Raw genomic sequence first — 15,222 nt, forward strand, 5'->3', positions numbered from 1 at the left:
CTCTACGGATGTGGCCCCGGCGATTCGGCGTCAACGTCCGACGTCGGCCAGCTTCGCCCGCAACTGCAGCACGGACTTGGTGTGGATCTGGCTGACACGGCTCTCGGTGACCCCGAGCACATGGCCGATCTCGGCCAGGGTGAGCCCCTCGTAGTAGTAGAGCGTGACGACGGTCTTCTCACGCTCGGGCAGGGTGTTGATGGCCCGGGCGAGCAGCCGGCGCAGTTCCCGGTCCTCGGCGACCTCGACCGGGTTGTCCGCGGCCGTGTCCTCCAGGGTGTCCATGAGGCTGAGCCGGTCGCCGCCCTCGCCGCCCACGTGCAGCAGCTCTTCGAGCGCCACGACGTTGGCCAGGGACAACTGGCTGAAAACCGAGTGCAGTTCCTCGACCGTGACGCCCATCTCGTCGGCGACCTCCGCCTCCGAGGGCGTACGGCGCAACTGGGCCTCGAGCGTGGCGTAGGCGCGTTCGACGGCACGGGCCTTCTGCCGCACCGAGCGCGGGATCCAGTCCAGCGCCCGCAGTTCGTCGATCATCGCGCCCCGGATGCGAGTGATCGCGTACGTCTCGAACTTGATCGACCGGTCCACGTCGAACTTCTCAATGGCGTCGATGAGCCCGAAGACGCCGGAGGAGACGAAATCCGCCTGCTCGACATTGGACGGCAGCCCCACGCTGACCCGGCCCGCGACGTATTTGACCAGCGGCGAGTAGTGCAGGATCAACTGCTCCCGCAGCCGCTCGTCACCCGTGGCCTTGTACGACCGCCACAGCTCCTCGAGCGACGAGGGAGCCGAGGGCCGCGCTGTGCCACGGGCAGCGGGTGGCACTGCCGCGCGGTCAGACCCGGAGGTGTGCTGGGGCATGCGTTGCCTTGAGCCGTTCTGCTGTGAGGGGGCGGGGAGGGGCGGCCGAGGCCGGAACCTGGTGAGCGTAGCGTGACTACGCCGTCGCGGTGGGCGAGGGAAGCGGAAGGAACCTGCCCGGGTATTCGCCCTCGCCCACACCTTCGATTCGGGGCCGATGCCCTGCGCACCGGCCCCTCAGGCATCACGCACGGGACTCCGAAGGTCATCGCCTTCACCTTTTCACCCGAATGCGCCAGGTCAAGCACCGCCTCGCCGCGCGTTCGAACCGCGGATCGCGCCGGTCGTCAACTTCCATCCCTCGCCGCACCGTTCGACGAAGCCCAGAGAGTGCAGTTCGTACAGCCTGCCGAGCGCATCGTCGCCCGGGACGGCGGCGCGGCGGGCCACCTCGCTGCCGGTGATCGCGACGCGCTGCGCGGGCAGCGCCTCCAGCACCTGCCTGCTGCCGGGGTCGAGCAGGTCCCTGGGCAGGACCGGGCCGGTGCGCTCGGGCGCGAGATCCCCCATGTCACCCACCAGCTCGATCACTTCGGCGGCGTCGGTGACGAGCACGGCATCGCCGCGCAGCAGTTCATGCACTCCCGTCGAGAGGCCGCTGGTCACGGGGCCGGGGACGCCCATGGTGAAGCGCCCGAGCTGCTGCGCCCTGCGGGCGGTGACCAGGGAACCGCTGCGGTGTTCCGCCTCGATGACGACAGTGCCCCGGGTGAGCGCGGCGATCACCCTGTTCCGGAGGACGAACCTGCTGGGGGTGGGATGGTCGCCCGGCGGCAACTCCCCGATGACGAGCCCCTGCTGCGCAATGCGCTTGATCAACTCCAGGTGACCGGGTGGGTATGCCACGTCGACGCCGCAGGCCAGTACGGCGACGGTGGCTCCGTCGGCGGCAAGCGCGCCCCGATGCGCAGCGCCGTCGACCCCGAAGGCCGCCCCGGACACCACGACCCAGCCCCGCTCGGCGAGCCCCGTCGCCAGCGAGCCCGAGACGTGTGCCCCGTACGGAGTGCAGGCCCGGGCCCCGACCACGGCCACCGAGCGCAAAGCCCAGGCACGCAGGTCGGGCCGGCCGCGCACCCACAGGCCGACCGGGCGGGCGTCGCCGAGGTCGTCGAGCTGGGTCGGCCACTCCGTGTCGCCCGGTATGACGAATCTGCCCCCGAGCGCGCGGATCGCGTCCAGCCGCTCCCCCGGCACGACCCCGGCGGCGCGGGCCCGCAGCCCGGTGACCCGGCGCTCGGTGGCACCCGGCAGCGCCCCCTTCTCGTACGCGCCCGCCGTCAGCAGGCTCAGCAGCCCGTGGGCGCCGAACTCCCGTAGCCAGCGGCCGCCCTTCTCGTCACCGGGCTCCAGGATCTGCGTCAGCGCCGAACGCGCCACCCGCTCCGCCTCGTTGCAGGCGTGCCGCCCGGCCGGAGGAGCGTCGTCACCCCCGATGCCGCGGATGCCGTCCCGGCCCCCCACACCCGTCACCGCACCGCCCCCGCGGCCATCGCTCTTTCCCTCGCCCGTCACCGCACCGCCCCCGCAACCGTCCCCGTTCCCCACACCCGTCACCGCACCGCCCCCGCAGCCGCTGGGACGCCTCTGGCGATCCCGGTGCGCAGTTCGAGGGCGAGGGCGACGTCCTGGGCCTCGGGCCGGTCCCGGCCCCCGAGGTCGGCGATCGTCCACGCGATGCGCAGCACCCGGTCGAGGCCGCGTGCCGTCAACAGCCCGCGCTCCACGTCCCGCTCTGCCGCCCTCAGCGCCCCGGGCGCCACGGTCCATCTGGTGCGCAGTTCATGGCCGGGCACCTCGCTGTTCACCGTCCACGGCGTGCCCTCCAGACGGGCCGCGGCTCGCTGCCTGGCTTCCAGGACACGGTCGGCCACGGTCGCCGTGGACTCACCGCCCGGCCCGTGGCCGAGCAGGTCGGAGCGGCTCACCGGCTCGACCTCGATCCGCAGGTCGACGCGGTCCAGCAGCGGCCCGGACAGCCGGGCCTGATACCGCCGGATCACGGAGGAGGGGCATTCGCAGCCCACTCCGAGCAGCGTGTGCCGCCCGCACGGACAGGGGTTGGCCGCGAGCACCATCAGGAACCGGGCGGGCAGCCGCACCACTCCCCCGCTCCTGGCGACCACCACGTGTCCTGATTCCAGGGGCTGGCGCAGTGCGTCCAGGGCCTTGGCCGAGAATTCGGGGGCTTCGTCCAAGAACAGCACCCCGCGGTGCGCCAAGGACACCGCGCCGGGCTTGGGCAGCCCGTTGCCGCCGCCCACCAGGGCCTGCATCGTCGCCGAGTGGTGCGGGGCGCAGTACGGCGCGGTGCGCACGAGCGGCTCGCCGGGCGGCAGGATGCCGGCCACCGAGTGGACCGCCGTGACCTCGAGGGACTCTCGTCGGGTCAGCGGCGGCAGGACGGCGGGCAGCCGCTCGGCGAGCATCGTCTTGCCCGCGCCGGGCGGCCCGGAGAGGAGGAGGTGGTGTCCGCCCGCCGCCGCGACCTCCAGCCCGGTGCGCGCCGCGTGCTGGCCCGCCACATCCGCCAGGTCGGGCCCGTCGCCCTGCGGCCGGTCGACGGCCAGTCCGGTGCCGACGCCCGCGCCCGGGACCAGCAGTCCCGCGAGCATGGCGTCCGGGCGGCCCGCCTCGACGGGCTCCTCGTCCGGGACCGGCTCGTCGGCCAGGACGGCGATGAGCTGGCGCAGGCTGCGCACCCCGAGCACCGAGACCCCCGGCACGAGCGCGGCCTCCCCGGCGGTCTGCTCGGGGACGACCACGTGCTCGTACCCCGCCTCGGCAGCGGCGAGCACCGCGGGAAGCACCCCGCGCACGGGCCGCACCCGCCCGTCGAGTCCGAGCTCGCCGATCAGGACGAGATCGGCGATCTGGCGCGGGTCGATGCGCTCGGCGGCACCGAGGACGGCGCATGCCACAGCGAGATCGAAGCCGCTCCCGCCCTTGGGCACGGAGGCCGGGCTGAGCCCCACGGTGAGCTTCCTCTGCGGCCATTCGCAGCCGGAGTTGACCACGGCCGCGCGCACCCTGTCGCGGCTCTCCACAAGGCTCTTGTCCGGCAGGCCGACGAGAGTGAACGCCGCGACCCCCGGCTCCAGGTCCGCCTGGACCTCGACGACCACGCCTTCGACGCCCACGAGCGCCACCGAACACGCACGGGCGAACCCCATCAGGCCACCCCCCGGGCATGCTCGACGACGGCTGCTCCGCGCCTGGGCAGCAGCACGCCCACCAGGTCGATGCGGACCCCGCCCGGCGGCGGGCCTCCGTGCCGCTCCAGCCAGCAGTCTGCAAGGCGCCTGAGCCGTCTCGCCTTGGCCGGTGTGACTGCGGCCATCGGATGCTCGTAGGAGCCCGCTCTTCGGGTCTTCACCTCGCAGACGACCACCGTGTCGCCGTCGCGGGCGACGATGTCGATCTCACCGGCGCGTCCGCACCGCCAGTTCCTCGCCAGCAGGCGCATTCCGGACCCGACCAGCAGCCGTGCCGCCAGATCCTCGCCGTACCGTCCCAGTGCCCCCGTCGCATTCATTTCGGCACCACCTCCGGCACCGACTCTGATGCACCGGCGCCGGACTTTTGGATCTTGGTGGAAAACCGTGGACAACTGCCCGATTGTGGAAAACTCCGCCACTCGGACGGGCTGCGTTCAGCTGCTGGGCAGCTCCAGGTCGCTCTTGTTGAGCTCCTCGATGTTCACGTCCTTGAAGGTGAGCACCCGCACCTGCTTCACGAACCTGGCCGGGCGGTACATGTCCCAGACCCAGGCGTCCGCCATCGAGACCTCGAAGAAGACCTCACCCTGGACCGAGTGCACCTGCATCTCGTAGTCGTTGGTGAGGTAGAAGCGACGCTCGGTCTCGATCACGAATTTGAACAGCCCGACGACATCTCGGTACTCCCGGTAGAGCTTCAGCTCCATCTCGGTCTCGTACTTCTCGAGGTCCTCGGCGCTCATGGCATGTTCCCCTTCAGCCTTGCGTCCCCCTATTGTGCGCCAGCGTCCTGCATCCCTAGACGATTTCCGGGGCGAGCACCACTGGAACAAGCGGAGGTCCTTCGTCGAGCAGCGTATGCAGCAGCTCGGCGAGCCTGGTCGGGTACACCGTCTCACGGGCCGCCGACAGTTCGGCGGAGGTCCACCACCTCAGGCCCGCGACGCTGCGGCGCTCCAACTCCGTGAGGGAGTGCGGCACCGCGTCGGTCCGGGTGGTACGCGCCAGGAAGTACCACTCGTCCTGGTCCCAGCGCCGCCCGGCGAACGGGAAGGAGCAGTGCCGCTGCCACAGCACGGGGCCCAGTTCCACTTCCGTGATCCCGGTCTCCTCGGCCAGCTCACGCAGCGCGGCCTCCTCGTGGCTCTCGTCGCCCTCCAGGCCGCCGCCGGGGGTGAACCACCAGGTGACGTCAGGATCGTCCGGCTCGAAGCCGTGCATCAGCAGGATCCGGTTCTCGGGGTCGAGCAGGACGACCCGGGCGACCCTGCGCAGTCCGGTCTGCGCGTCCGATGCCTCATGCAGCACCCGCGGTCACCGCCTTCCTGCGCCGCGCCCCGCCGAGCCGGCCGGCCACCGGCCCGTACGCGGCGCCGCCGACGATGAGCACGGCTCCGGCCACGACGGCCGCCACCATGAGGCCCACCGGCCCCGGCTGCGACACCCCGCCGGGCAGTGCGGCGAATCCTTCCGGCCGCGCCACGGCTCCGCCGCTCAGCGGCCAGGCCACGGCGTCCAGCCGTGCCTCCACGGCCGAGCGGGGGACCGAACCCTGCCCGACGTCCTGGAGGTGGGAGCGGGAGTCCAGGGATCCCTTGCGCTCGTCGCCGAGCAGGAACAGCTGCCCCTCGGGAACCTCGGCGGTGAACTGCTCGGCGGCCGGCCCCTCGGTGCGCAGATACGGTTCGTCGACGGACTTGCCGTTGATCGTCAGACGCCCGTCGCCGTCGCAGCAGGCGATCTCGTCGCCCCCGACGCCGACCACCCGCTTGACCATGGGCATGTCGCCCCATTGCCTGTCGCGGAAGACGACCACGTCGCCGCGGCGGACCTCGTCGCCGGATATCCGCTCGGCGAGCACCCGGTCGCCCGCCTGCACTGTCGGGGACATGGAGTCGGTCGGCACCGTGTACGGCTGGTAGACGAGTGCGCCCCAGACGAATCCGCCGAGGAAGAGCACACAGCCGACGGCCACGGCCATACCGGACAAGGCGGCTCCGAGCCTGCCCCGGCCGTCGCCCTCACGTCGTGCACCGCTCATTCCAGCGCTCCCCACCTCGGAGATCCGGTCCCCCGGATGCGGGTCCCGGGATTGCTTCCGGGACGGCACACTACCCGGCGGTATACCCGTCGGTCAGCCTCCTCCTGCGCCACAGCACGATCGGCACGGCACCGGCCAGGCCGAGCGCCGTGGGCGCCGAGGAGAGTGCCGCGGCCGCTCCCGGCTGATCAAAGGCGTCCGGCACAGGAAGCATGGACCAGCGGTTCAGCGGCCAGGCGACGACGACGGCTCGTCCGACCACCTTGCCGACGGGGACGAAGCCGCCGTTGACGTCCTCCATGTGGTACCGGGAGTCCTGCGAGTTCTGGCGGTTGTCGCCCATGACCCAGATCCGGTCCTTGGGCACGGTCAGCGGCCCGAAGGAGGACCGCTCGTCGCACGGAGTGCTGCCCGGGGCGATGTACGGCTCGTCCAGCGCCTTGCCGTTGACCTTCAGCGGGCCGTCCTTCTTGCACTCCACGGTGTCGCCCTCGACCGCGATCGTCCGCTTGATGAGGTCCTTCTCCTCGGCGGACGGCATGAGCCCGATGAAGCTGAGGACCTCCTGCAGCGCGTTCGGCTCCGGGGTGGGCTCGCCCTCGAGCCAGCCGCCGGGGTCGTGGAAGACGACGACCTCGCCGCGCTCGGGCTCCGAGCCGAACCAGGGGGTGAGCTTGTCCACGAGCACCCGGTCGCCGCGCTGGAGGGTGTTCATCATCGATTCGGACGGGATGGAGAAGGCCTGGACCAGGAAAGTCTTGATCAGGAGCGCGAGCAGCAGCGCGATACCGATCAGGAGCGGCAGTTCCTTCCAGAAGGATCGCTGCTTCTTCTGTCCCGTACCGCCGCCTTCCGGCGCTCCGTCGTCGTCCCCGCTCATCGGCACTTCCCCGTCCGTCACGTCCGAGGGCTGCTCGGGAGGTCGCCCCGGCCTCTCCTCTGGATCGTCGTGTCCGGACCGAGCGCCGACCGCCACGTCCCCCACATCCACTCCTCACTCCGCGCGAACCGCCTGCCCCGTACAAGGAACAGGCCCACCACTCCCATAACGAGCGGGAGTTCCGCAGGGGTCGGGAGCAGGACCATTCCGTTCAGATCCTTGGACGACACACTATTCGACTGCGGTGCCGCCGCACTCGCCCCGGCACGCGCGTTGGGCACGGATGCGTAGGTCTCCGGCTCCTCCAGTCTGCGCCAATGGTCCAGCGGCCAGGCGATGAAGACGGCTCTGCCCACGACCCGGTCCTCCGCGACGGTGCCCTGGCCCTCCTCGTCGAGGTGGAACCGGGAGTCGGCGGAGTCGGAGCGGTGGTCGCCCATCACGAAGAGCCGCCCGGCGGGCACCTGCACATCGAACTTCATGGTCGACGGAACGTTTCCCGGATGCAGATAGGGCTCGTTGAGCGCCACGCCGTTGACAGTGACGCGGCCGTTCGCGTCGCAGCACTTCACGGTGTCCCCGCCGACCGCCACGACCCTCTTGATCAGGTCGCGCTCGTCGTCCGACGGCAGCAGTCCGATGAAGGTCAGCATCTGCTTGACCTGCTTGATCACGACCGGATCATCGGTCTGCGGCTTCTCCTGCTGCGGCAGCCAGCCGCCGGGGTCCTTGAAGACGACGACGTCACCGCGCTGCGGCTTCGAGCCGAACCAGGGGGTGAGTTTGTCGACCAGGACGCGGTCCTGGATACGGATCGTCTGCTCCATCGAGCCGGAGGGGATGACGAAGGCCTGCACCAGGAACGTCTTCAGCACCAGGGCGATGACCAGCGCCACGGTGATCAGGAGGGGTATCTCCTTGACGGCCGAGCGGCGGCGTTTGCGCTTGACCTTCTGTGCCAGCCTGCGCCGCTCCGCCCGCCCCGGCAGGGGCCGGCCGCCGTCGGTCGGCCGCGTCCCGGTGGGCAGCCGGGTGTCGGCCCGGTGGCTCGCCCGGCGTCCGCGGTTACCCATGGGCACCGCCGGGAACCCGGCCGGGCTCCGGGACGCCGGCGAAGGCGTCGGTGGCCTCCAGTCCGGACCAGCGCTTCATGGGCCAGCCGATCCAGTCGGCCCGGCCGATCACCTTGTCCACGGGCACCATGCCGCCGCCGGGCTCCCCGAGATGGTCCCGGGAGTCACGTGAGGCGCTGCGGTGGTCGCCCATGACCCAGAGCGCCCCCTCGGGGACGACGATGTCGAAGGCGACCTCCGAGGGCACGCCGTCGGGGTGCAGATATCTCTCGTCGACCGGTACACCGTTCACCTCGACCCTCCCCTCCGTGTCGCAGCAGACCACCCGGTCCCCGCCCGTCCCCACCACGCGTTTGACGAAATCCGTCTCGGCCGGCTCGGCGAGCCCGAGCACAGCGAGCCCCTCTCGTACTACGGAACTGACGGGGTTTTCCGTCAGTTCCTCCTGGACGAAGGAGCCCCTGCCGTCGAAGACGACGACATCCCCCCGTGCGGGCCGTGAGCCGAACCGGTACGCCAGTTTGTTCACCAGTACCCGGTCGCCGACCTGGAGGGCGGGCTCCATGGAGCTGCTCGGGATCTGGAAGGGCTGCACCACGAAGTGGCTGAGCAGCAGCACGAAGACGGTGCAGGCGACACCGGTCAGTGCCGCGGCGCGCAGGGACATCGGGGAGCGGCCGCAACGACGCGCGGAGCGCGACCCCTCTTCCTGAGTCCCGTCGGCGGGTTCGGAAGAGGGGTCGCGCTCCGTGTGCTGTGCTTCGGTGTCCATCTGTGGCAGAGCCTATCCGGCCCCCCGTAGACGCCGGGCGCGCGTATGAGCCGGAGCTCAGTTGTCGCGCTTCTCCTTGATCTTGGCGGCCTTGCCGCGCAGCTCGCGCAGGTAGTACAGCTTGGCGCGGCGGACGTCACCGCGGGTGACGAGCTCGATCTTCTCGAAGATCGGGCTGTGCACCGGGAAGGTGCGCTCGACGCCGACGGAGAAGGAGACCTTGCGGACCGTGAAGGTCTCGCTCACGCCCGCGCCCTGGCGGCGGATGACGACGCCCTTGAACTGCTGGATACGGGAGCGGTTGCCCTCGATGACGCGAACGTGGACGTTCACGGTGTCGCCGGGGCGGAAGGCCGGGACGTCGGTGCGCAGCGAAGCCGCGTTGACGCTGTCGAGCAGGTGAGCCATGGTGGTCTGCTTCCTCGCCGATGCCACAGGTCATCGACGGAATGTCGTGATGAGATGGGGTGCCTCCGCCGGGCGGGCGTCGTTCCCCCTGTGGCAGGGGCGCCGGCCGGACGTACAGCAGCGGCTCATTCTTCCATGGCCTCGGGCCTGCGCCAAAATCGGCCGCCGGGCTCGGGGGCCCAGCCGAGCAGGGAAAGGATCTCCTTGTCCTTCCTGTCGAAGGCCGCGGGGTCGCAACGCTCGATCAGATCGGGCCTGTTGAGGGCCGTACGGCGGAATGCCTCGTCCCGCCGCCACCGCGCGACCTTCCCGTGGTGGCCGCTGACGAGCACGTCCGGGATCGCGCGTCCGCGCCAGACAGGAGGCTTGGTATAGACGGGCCCCTCCAGCAGATTGGCCATGGCTCCGGGCGCGAAGGAGTCGTCCCGGTGCGATTCCGCGTTGCCGAGGACACCGGGCAGCAACCGGGCCACGGCCTCCGTGATGACCAGGACGGCCGCTTCGCCGCCGGCCAGCACGTAGTCGCCGATGGAGACCTCGTACACCGGCATACGGGTCGCGTACTCGTCGACGACCCGGCGGTCGATGCCCTCGTAGCGGGCAGGGGCGAAGACGAGCCAGGGTCGTTCGGCGAGCTCTACGGCCAGCTCCTGGGTGAAGGGGCGGCCGCTGGGGGTGGGCACGACCAGGACGGGGCCGTGGGCGCCCGACTCGTAGCCGCCGGCGAGGATCTCGTCCAGGGCCGCTCCCCAGGGCTCGGTCTTCATGACCATGCCGGGGCCGCCGCCGTACGGGGTGTCGTCGACCGTGCTGTGGCGGTCGTAGGTCCACAGGCGCAGGTCGTGCACGTGGACGCCGAGCTGTCCGCGGGCGCGGGCCTTGCCGACGAGGGACACGTTCAGCGGTTCGAGGTACTCCGGGAAGATCGTGACGACGTCCAGCCGCATCAGGACTCGTCCTCCGACACTTCGCGGCTGGAGGCGACCTCGGCCTCGCTGTCGTCGATCAGGCCGGGCGGCGGGTCGATGACGGCCTTCTGCTCGCTCAGGTCGATCTCGGTGACGATTTCCTCGACGAACGGGATCATCACCTCGCTGCCGTCGGGCCGCTCGACGATGAAGAGGTCCTGCGAGGGCAGGTGGCTGATCTCGGTGATCCGCCCGATCTCCGTGCCGTCGGCGAGGACCACGTCCAGGTCCATCAGCTGGTGGTCGTAGTACTCGTCGGGGTCCTCGGGAAGCTCCTGAGGGTCCACCTCGGCGATGAGCAGCGTGTTGCGCAGCGCCTCGGCGGCGTTGCGGTCGCGTACGCCCTCGAAGCGCAGCAGCAGTCGGCCACTGTGCACCCGGCCCGACTCGATCGTCAGCGGCCCCGCGGCGGCAGGGTCGGTGGCGAGCACCGCGCCGGGGCCGAGCCGCAGCTCCGGCTCGTCCGTGCGCACCTCGACGGTGACCTCGCCCTTGATGCCATGGGCGCGGCCGATCCGTCCCACTACCAGCTGCACGCTTGTCTCTCCTTCGATACGACGACGGGCCTGTGATACGACGACGGGCCGGGGCGGGCCCGAAAGCCCTCCCCGGCCCGAGCCGGTGCTGCGTGGATCCGGGTGCCCCCGGATCCACTTTCACCTTCGATCAGCGGACCTGGTCCACATCGACGAGGTCGACGCGGATGCCACGGCCACCGATGGCGCCCACGACGGTACGCAGTGCGCGCGCGGTGCGGCCGTTGCGGCCGATCACCTTACCGAGGTCGTCGGGGTGGACCCGGACCTCCAGCACGCGGCCGCGGCGCAGGTTGCGCGAGGCGACCTGTACCTCGTCCGGGTTGTCGACGATGCCCTTCACGAGGTGCTCGAGAGCCTCCTCGAGCATGCTCAGGCCTCGGTCGACTCGGCGGGAGCGGCCTCGGCCTCGTCCGCCTTCTTGTCGGCCTTCTTCGCCTTCGGGGTGATGGCCTCACCCTTGGCGTCGTCGCCCTCGAGAGCCTTGGCGAAGGCGTCGAAGGAGGCGCGCTTGTCTTCCTTGGTCGCCGGGGCCAGCAGCGGCTTCTCCGGGGCGGGCAGGCCCTTGACCTTCTGCCAGTCACCGGTGAGCTTCAGGATGGCCAGAACCGGCTCGGTCGGCTGGGCGCCGACGGACAGCCAGTACTGCGCACGCTCCGAGTCGACCTCGATGCGCGACGGGTTCTGCACCGGGTGGTACAGGCCGATCTCCTCGATGGCCCGGCCGTCACGGCGGGTACGGGAGTCGGCGACGACGATGCGGTAGTGAGGCGAACGGATCTTGCCCAGACGCTTCAGCTTGATCTTGACTGCCACGGGTGTGGTGTCTCCTGGTCTTGACGTGGTTGGGCACAACGAGATGCCACGTGGGGTTGCGGTACTCGGGGTGCCCGATGGACGCGTCAGCCGGAGGCGAGAGGGTTCCTGTGCGGCTGTCGAGTACAGCTAGCCATTGTGCCATACAGCCGGGGGCTGGTCTCACCCGCCGGCACACCGAAGCCTCTTTGCCGGCCCTCCCCGCCGGCCGCCCCCGTCGAGGGCAGCAGGAAGCGCAAGCCGGCGGGCGGGCCTGCCCGCCCGTCTGCCCACGGCGCCCGCGGCGCGGGCTCGGTGGTCGGGGCTCCGGGGCGGTCAGCCGGCCGCGCCGACCACTTCCGGGATACGGAACGGCTTTCCGCAGCCCCCGCAGACGATGGGCGCCTGGGCGAGGACCGACGGAACCACTCTCACATTGCGGCCGCATTCGCAGACGGCCTTCACCCGCACCCCTCCACCCGAGGAGCCGTGCCGGGCGGCCGGTCCTCGGAAGGTGCGCTTGGTGTCGGAGGTCGTCGCTGCCGTGTGCGCCTTGAGGGCACGCTGCAGCCGCTCGATGGTGGGGCGGTAGCGCCGCTTGGCCTCGGGGTTGAGCACGACCAAGGAGAAGCCGCTGCTCGGGTGCGGCTCATCCACGTGGTCAAGGCCCATCTCCTCGGCGATCGCGAGGAACCGGCGGTTGTGATAGCGGCCGGCGCGGGAGGTGTCGCGGACGCCTCGCGCGGCGGCGATGCCGTGGACTGCCTCGTGGAGCAGTCGCTCGAAGGAGAGCTCGGCGCCGCAGGCGGACGAGGACTCTCCGATCAGGGACTCGGGCGCGGCAAGATCCGGCAGTTCGGGGTGGTGCCGCTGAATGTCGGCCCACGCCTGTGCCAGCTCTGCGGCGAGAACAGGTGGTGTCGTGCTCACGTCGTGATAACGAGCCGGGAGCCCGCCGGGTTCCATTCCGGGGCATCCCAAATAATTTGCACGTACCCGTCAGTTGCCGTTGATGCATCCGGACGAGGGCGGGTGCGCTGATCTGCGGAGAAGTCTCACAGCTCACACCAAGGTGGTACGTAGCGCACGTGGCGGCCGTGCCACCAAAGGCGTACGCCCCCGGCGCGCGGGAGTTGTTTCGCGCCGGGAGCGTGCTCCCGCAGCGGCGGCGGCACGGTCAGTAGGCGCGGGCCACGATCGCGACAGTACCGGGCGCGTCGTCGGAGTCGGGCACCGACCCGTCCTCCGCGACCAGGCAGCGCACGGACACGCCCTGTTCCGCGAGCGCGGCCTCGCCCTCCTGGCCCAGCGTGGCCCACGGGATGCGGGCCCAGCCGCCCGCCGCCGCGGCCTCGGCAGCCTCCTTCAGCGTCGTCACCTCGCTGGTGCGATCCTCGCGGCGCCTGCGGGACTGCTCCAGCAGGAGCGCCTGGTCGTCGTCGAGGACCTTGGGCAGGAGAGCGGGGAGCGACTCGATCCGCACCGGCTCCTTCCCTCCGGGGATGCGGCGGGCCAGCATCGCGGTACCCGCCTGGAGGTCGCGCGGGCCGATCTCGATCCGTACGGGCACGCCCTTGAGCTCCCAGTCCACCGCCCGGCGGCCGAAGGGCGTGTCCACGCGGTCGTCGACATGCACCCGCAGGCCGGCCGCCGTGAGCGTCTCGCCGATCTCGCGGACCTTCGCGACCGCCTCGTCACCCTTGATCGCCATGACGACGATCTGGACCGCCGCGAGGCTCGGTGGCACGCGCAACCCGTTGTCGTCGCCATGCGACATGATCAGCCCGCCGACCATCCGGGTCGAAGTGCCCCAGGAGGTCTGCCAGACCAGCTCCTGGTGGCCCTCCCTGGAGAGGTAGCGGGTGTTGAAGGCGGTGGCGAAGTTGGTGCCGAGCTCATGGCTCGTGCCCATCTGGAGCGCCTTGCCGTCCCCCATCATCCCTTCCAGGGTCAGGGTGTTGATGGCCCCGGCGAACCGCTCCCTGGGCGTCTTGCGGCCGAGCACGACGTCGATGCCGAGCACCTTGACCATGAAGTCCGCGTAGACCTCCCGGTGGATGTACGCGGCGTAGTCGCGGGCGTCCTCGTAGGTGGCGTGCGCGGTGTGGCCCTCCTGCCAGAGGAACTCCGTGGTGCGCAGGAACACCCGCGGCCGCATCTCCCAACGGACGACATTGGCCCACTGGTTGATCAGCAGCGGCAGGTCCCGGTAGCTCTGGACCCACTTGGAGAAGTAGTCGTTGATGATGGTCTCGGACGTCGGCCGCACCACGACGGGTTCTTCGAGCTCCTTGCCGCCGCCGTGGGTCACCACCGCGAGCTCGGGGGCGAAGCCCTCGACGTGCTCAGCCTCGCGAGTCAGGTAAGACTGGGGGATGAAGAGCGGAAAGTAGGCGTTCTGAGCGCCCGCGTTCTTGATGCGGGCGTCCATCTCCTGCTGCATCCGCTCCCACAGGCTGTAGCCGTACGGCCGGATGACCATGGTGCCGCGCACCGGGCCGTTGTCCGCCAGTTCGGCCTTGTTGATCAGGTCCTGGTACCAGCGTGGGAAGTCCTCCGCCTGGGGCGTCAGGACAGGTGTCTTGGCCATGGCGCGCATGGTACGGCGGCACGGGACCTGAGCGGGAATCGGCCAGGCCGGCCAGGGCGCACGCCTCGGGCGCACAAGCAGTGCCGCACAACCCCTGGACGTGGGGGCGCACGCGCAGTTCCCTGACATACGGGGGGCGCGGCGAACGCACACGGGGGCAGTCCTTCAGGGCACAACCGACTCTCTCGGCGGAATGGGGCGTACAGATGACTTCCACGCTCGTCCAGCACCGACCCCACGCGGCGTCGGCGTCCTCTGCTCAGGCGTGCGAACGGGCCCGTGACTGGGCCGAGATCCAGGAACGGATGCTGGTCCCGCTGTACGAAGCCGTGTACGAGCGCCTGGAGGTCGGCGCGGGCTCCAGGGTGCTGGGCCTCGGCTGCGGATCAGGTCTGGCGCTGCTGATCGCCGCCGCGCGGGGCGCCGCGGTGAGCGGGACCGACACGGACAGCGAGCGGCTGGCCCTCGCGCGGGAGCGGATGAGTGCCCCCGGGTCCGCCGTGTCAGGTGCGCGCCTGTACGACGGCGAGGCGGGCGCGGCGGCGGATCCCGGGCGGCCCGCGTACAACCTGATCACGGTCTTCCAGCCGATCGGCTGCCGCGCCGGCGACGCGGACGGCCTCGGCCCGGCCCTGCGGAGCGCCGTCGGGCTCGCGGAGCGCGGCAGCGCCGTGGTACTCACCGGCTGGGGCCCGCCGGAGCGGTGCGCCACCTCCGGGGTGCTCCGCGTGGCGGAGGGACATGCCGGGCGGACTCGCGCCGAGGGCGAGCGCTGGCGGCCGGCCCTGCGTGACGACCTGGAGGACGTCGCCGCGCGTGCCGGGCTGCGGCCGGACGGATCGGGGCGGGTGGCGTGCCCCTTCGGCTACGCGGACGTGGACAGCGCCGTACGCGGCCTGCTGTCGACGCGCCTGTACGACGAAGCGGTGGCGGAGAGCGACCGGGCCCGGGTGGAGAAGGAGATCGCCGAGGCGCTGCACCCGCATGTGCGTCCCGACGGGACGGTCTGGATGCCGAACGTCTTCCGCTATCTGATCGCCCGCACACCCTGACCCGGATACCCACCCCCCGCGG

17 protein-coding genes and 1 pseudogene are annotated in these 15,222 nt (G+C 71.0%); 1 reads left to right on the plus strand and 17 read right to left on the minus strand.

Translation table 11 applies throughout. The features are described from left to right. Positions 1-30: 30 nt before the first annotated feature. The 17 genes and pseudogenes from whiG to proS all read right to left on the minus strand — a co-directional run bounded on the left by whiG (position 31) and on the right by proS (position 14,148). Positions 31-867, minus strand: a complete 837-nt coding sequence (whiG, locus tag ACH5AF_RS10340) for an RNA polymerase sigma factor WhiG (protein WP_398901138.1) — start codon at positions 865-867, stop codon at positions 31-33. A 240-nt stretch (positions 868-1,107) separates the two neighbouring features. Next, complete coding sequence (dprA, locus tag ACH5AF_RS10345; protein WP_398901140.1) at positions 1,108-2,340, minus strand: DNA-processing protein DprA; 1,233 nt, start codon at positions 2,338-2,340, stop codon at positions 1,108-1,110. A gap of 80 nt (positions 2,341-2,420) precedes the next feature. Beyond that, the gene (locus ACH5AF_RS10350) at positions 2,421-4,040 is read right to left on the minus strand and encodes a YifB family Mg chelatase-like AAA ATPase (protein ID WP_398901141.1); all 1,620 of its coding nucleotides are present in this window, start codon (positions 4,038-4,040) and stop codon (positions 2,421-2,423) included. Further along, positions 4,040-4,402, minus strand: coding sequence for a YraN family protein (locus ACH5AF_RS10355; RefSeq protein WP_398901142.1), 363 nt, complete (start codon positions 4,400-4,402; stop codon positions 4,040-4,042). The genes ACH5AF_RS10350 and ACH5AF_RS10355 overlap by 1 nt, the downstream gene beginning before the upstream one ends. 117 nt (positions 4,403-4,519) lie before the next feature. Next, positions 4,520-4,828: a DUF2469 domain-containing protein gene (locus ACH5AF_RS10360; protein ID WP_215177613.1), complete on the minus strand. Its 309-nt coding sequence runs from the start codon at positions 4,826-4,828 to the stop codon at positions 4,520-4,522. A 55-nt stretch (positions 4,829-4,883) separates the two neighbouring features. Then, entirely contained in the window at positions 4,884-5,393 is a 510-nt protein-coding gene (locus ACH5AF_RS10365; RefSeq protein WP_398901143.1) for an NUDIX hydrolase, read from the minus strand. Continuing rightward, on the minus strand, positions 5,383-6,126 hold the full coding sequence (gene lepB / locus ACH5AF_RS10370; RefSeq protein ID WP_398901144.1) for a signal peptidase I: 744 nt from the start codon (positions 6,124-6,126) through the stop codon (positions 5,383-5,385). Before lepB (ACH5AF_RS10370) ends, ACH5AF_RS10365 begins: the two co-directional genes overlap by 11 nt. Positions 6,127-6,196: 70 nt before the next feature. Beyond that, on the minus strand, positions 6,197-7,102 hold the full coding sequence (gene lepB / locus ACH5AF_RS10375; protein WP_398901457.1) for a signal peptidase I: 906 nt from the start codon (positions 7,100-7,102) through the stop codon (positions 6,197-6,199). Next, positions 7,011-8,079: pseudogene (gene lepB, locus ACH5AF_RS10380) on the minus strand (signal peptidase I); the annotation flags it as partial. The pseudogene lepB (ACH5AF_RS10380) and the gene lepB (ACH5AF_RS10375), both read right to left, overlap by 92 nt. Beyond that, positions 8,072-8,851 carry a signal peptidase I gene (gene lepB, locus ACH5AF_RS10385; RefSeq protein ID WP_398901145.1) on the minus strand — a complete coding sequence of 260 codons (780 nt, stop codon included), beginning with the start codon at positions 8,849-8,851 and terminating at the stop codon, positions 8,072-8,074. The pseudogene lepB (ACH5AF_RS10380) and the gene lepB (ACH5AF_RS10385), both read right to left, overlap by 8 nt. A 57-nt stretch (positions 8,852-8,908) precedes the next feature. Next, complete coding sequence (gene rplS / locus ACH5AF_RS10390; protein ID WP_177151397.1) at positions 8,909-9,259, minus strand: 50S ribosomal protein L19; 351 nt, start codon at positions 9,257-9,259, stop codon at positions 8,909-8,911. Positions 9,260-9,384: 125 nt separating this feature from the next. After that, positions 9,385-10,206: a tRNA (guanosine(37)-N1)-methyltransferase TrmD gene (gene trmD, locus ACH5AF_RS10395; RefSeq protein ID WP_398901146.1), complete on the minus strand. Its 822-nt coding sequence runs from the start codon at positions 10,204-10,206 to the stop codon at positions 9,385-9,387. Then, a complete protein-coding gene (gene rimM / locus ACH5AF_RS10400) occupies positions 10,206-10,763 on the minus strand; it encodes a ribosome maturation factor RimM (protein ID WP_398901147.1) in 558 nt (185 codons plus the stop codon). The genes trmD and rimM overlap by 1 nt, the downstream gene beginning before the upstream one ends. 130 nt (positions 10,764-10,893) lie before the next feature. After that, complete coding sequence (locus ACH5AF_RS10405) at positions 10,894-11,133, minus strand: RNA-binding protein (RefSeq protein WP_020868149.1); 240 nt, start codon at positions 11,131-11,133, stop codon at positions 10,894-10,896. Between the two features lie 2 nt (positions 11,134-11,135). Then, positions 11,136-11,579: a 30S ribosomal protein S16 gene (gene rpsP, locus ACH5AF_RS10410; protein WP_215177600.1), complete on the minus strand. Its 444-nt coding sequence runs from the start codon at positions 11,577-11,579 to the stop codon at positions 11,136-11,138. Positions 11,580-11,894: 315 nt separating this feature from the next. Beyond that, positions 11,895-12,524 carry a hypothetical protein gene (locus tag ACH5AF_RS10415; RefSeq protein WP_398901148.1) on the minus strand — a complete coding sequence of 210 codons (630 nt, stop codon included), beginning with the start codon at positions 12,522-12,524 and terminating at the stop codon, positions 11,895-11,897. Between the two features lie 211 nt (positions 12,525-12,735). After that, entirely contained in the window at positions 12,736-14,148 is a 1,413-nt protein-coding gene (proS, locus tag ACH5AF_RS10420; protein WP_398901149.1) for a proline--tRNA ligase, read from the minus strand. Between the two features lie 206 nt (positions 14,149-14,354). Between proS and ACH5AF_RS10425 the strand changes: the two genes are divergently transcribed. Beyond that, positions 14,355-15,200, plus strand: a complete 846-nt coding sequence (locus ACH5AF_RS10425) for an SAM-dependent methyltransferase (protein WP_398901150.1) — start codon at positions 14,355-14,357, stop codon at positions 15,198-15,200. The last annotated feature ends 22 nt before the right edge of the window (positions 15,201-15,222 follow it).

Origin of the sequence: Streptomyces sp. NPDC018833 (genome assembly GCF_044390825.1) — a bacterium.
Taxonomy (GTDB): domain Bacteria; phylum Actinomycetota; class Actinomycetes; order Streptomycetales; family Streptomycetaceae; genus Streptomyces.

Bases quoted from the DNA above. Each gene is read 5' to 3' on its own strand.
- trmD (WP_398901146.1), bottom strand. From the start codon at position 10,206: ATGCGGCTGGACGTCGTCACGATCTTCCCGGAGTACCTCGAACCGCTG.
- rplS (WP_177151397.1), bottom strand. From the start codon at position 9,259: ATGGCTCACCTGCTCGACAGCGTCAACGCGGCTTCGCTGCGCACCGAC.
- lepB (WP_398901145.1), bottom strand. From the start codon at position 8,851: ATGGACACCGAAGCACAGCACACGGAGCGCGACCCCTCTTCCGAACCC.
- whiG (WP_398901138.1), bottom strand. From the start codon at position 867: ATGCCCCAGCACACCTCCGGGTCTGACCGCGCGGCAGTGCCACCCGCT.
- proS (WP_398901149.1), bottom strand. From the start codon at position 14,148: ATGGCCAAGACACCTGTCCTGACGCCCCAGGCGGAGGACTTCCCACGC.
- ACH5AF_RS10415 (WP_398901148.1), bottom strand. From the start codon at position 12,524: ATGGAACCCGGCGGGCTCCCGGCTCGTTATCACGACGTGAGCACGACA.
- ACH5AF_RS10405 (WP_020868149.1), bottom strand. From the start codon at position 11,133: ATGCTCGAGGAGGCTCTCGAGCACCTCGTGAAGGGCATCGTCGACAAC.
- ACH5AF_RS10350 (WP_398901141.1), bottom strand. From the start codon at position 4,040: ATGGGGTTCGCCCGTGCGTGTTCGGTGGCGCTCGTGGGCGTCGAAGGC.
- lepB (WP_398901144.1), bottom strand. From the start codon at position 6,126: ATGAGCGGTGCACGACGTGAGGGCGACGGCCGGGGCAGGCTCGGAGCC.
- ACH5AF_RS10425 (WP_398901150.1), top strand. From the start codon at position 14,355: ATGACTTCCACGCTCGTCCAGCACCGACCCCACGCGGCGTCGGCGTCC.
- ACH5AF_RS10355 (WP_398901142.1), bottom strand. From the start codon at position 4,402: ATGAATGCGACGGGGGCACTGGGACGGTACGGCGAGGATCTGGCGGCA.
- ACH5AF_RS10360 (WP_215177613.1), bottom strand. From the start codon at position 4,828: ATGAGCGCCGAGGACCTCGAGAAGTACGAGACCGAGATGGAGCTGAAG.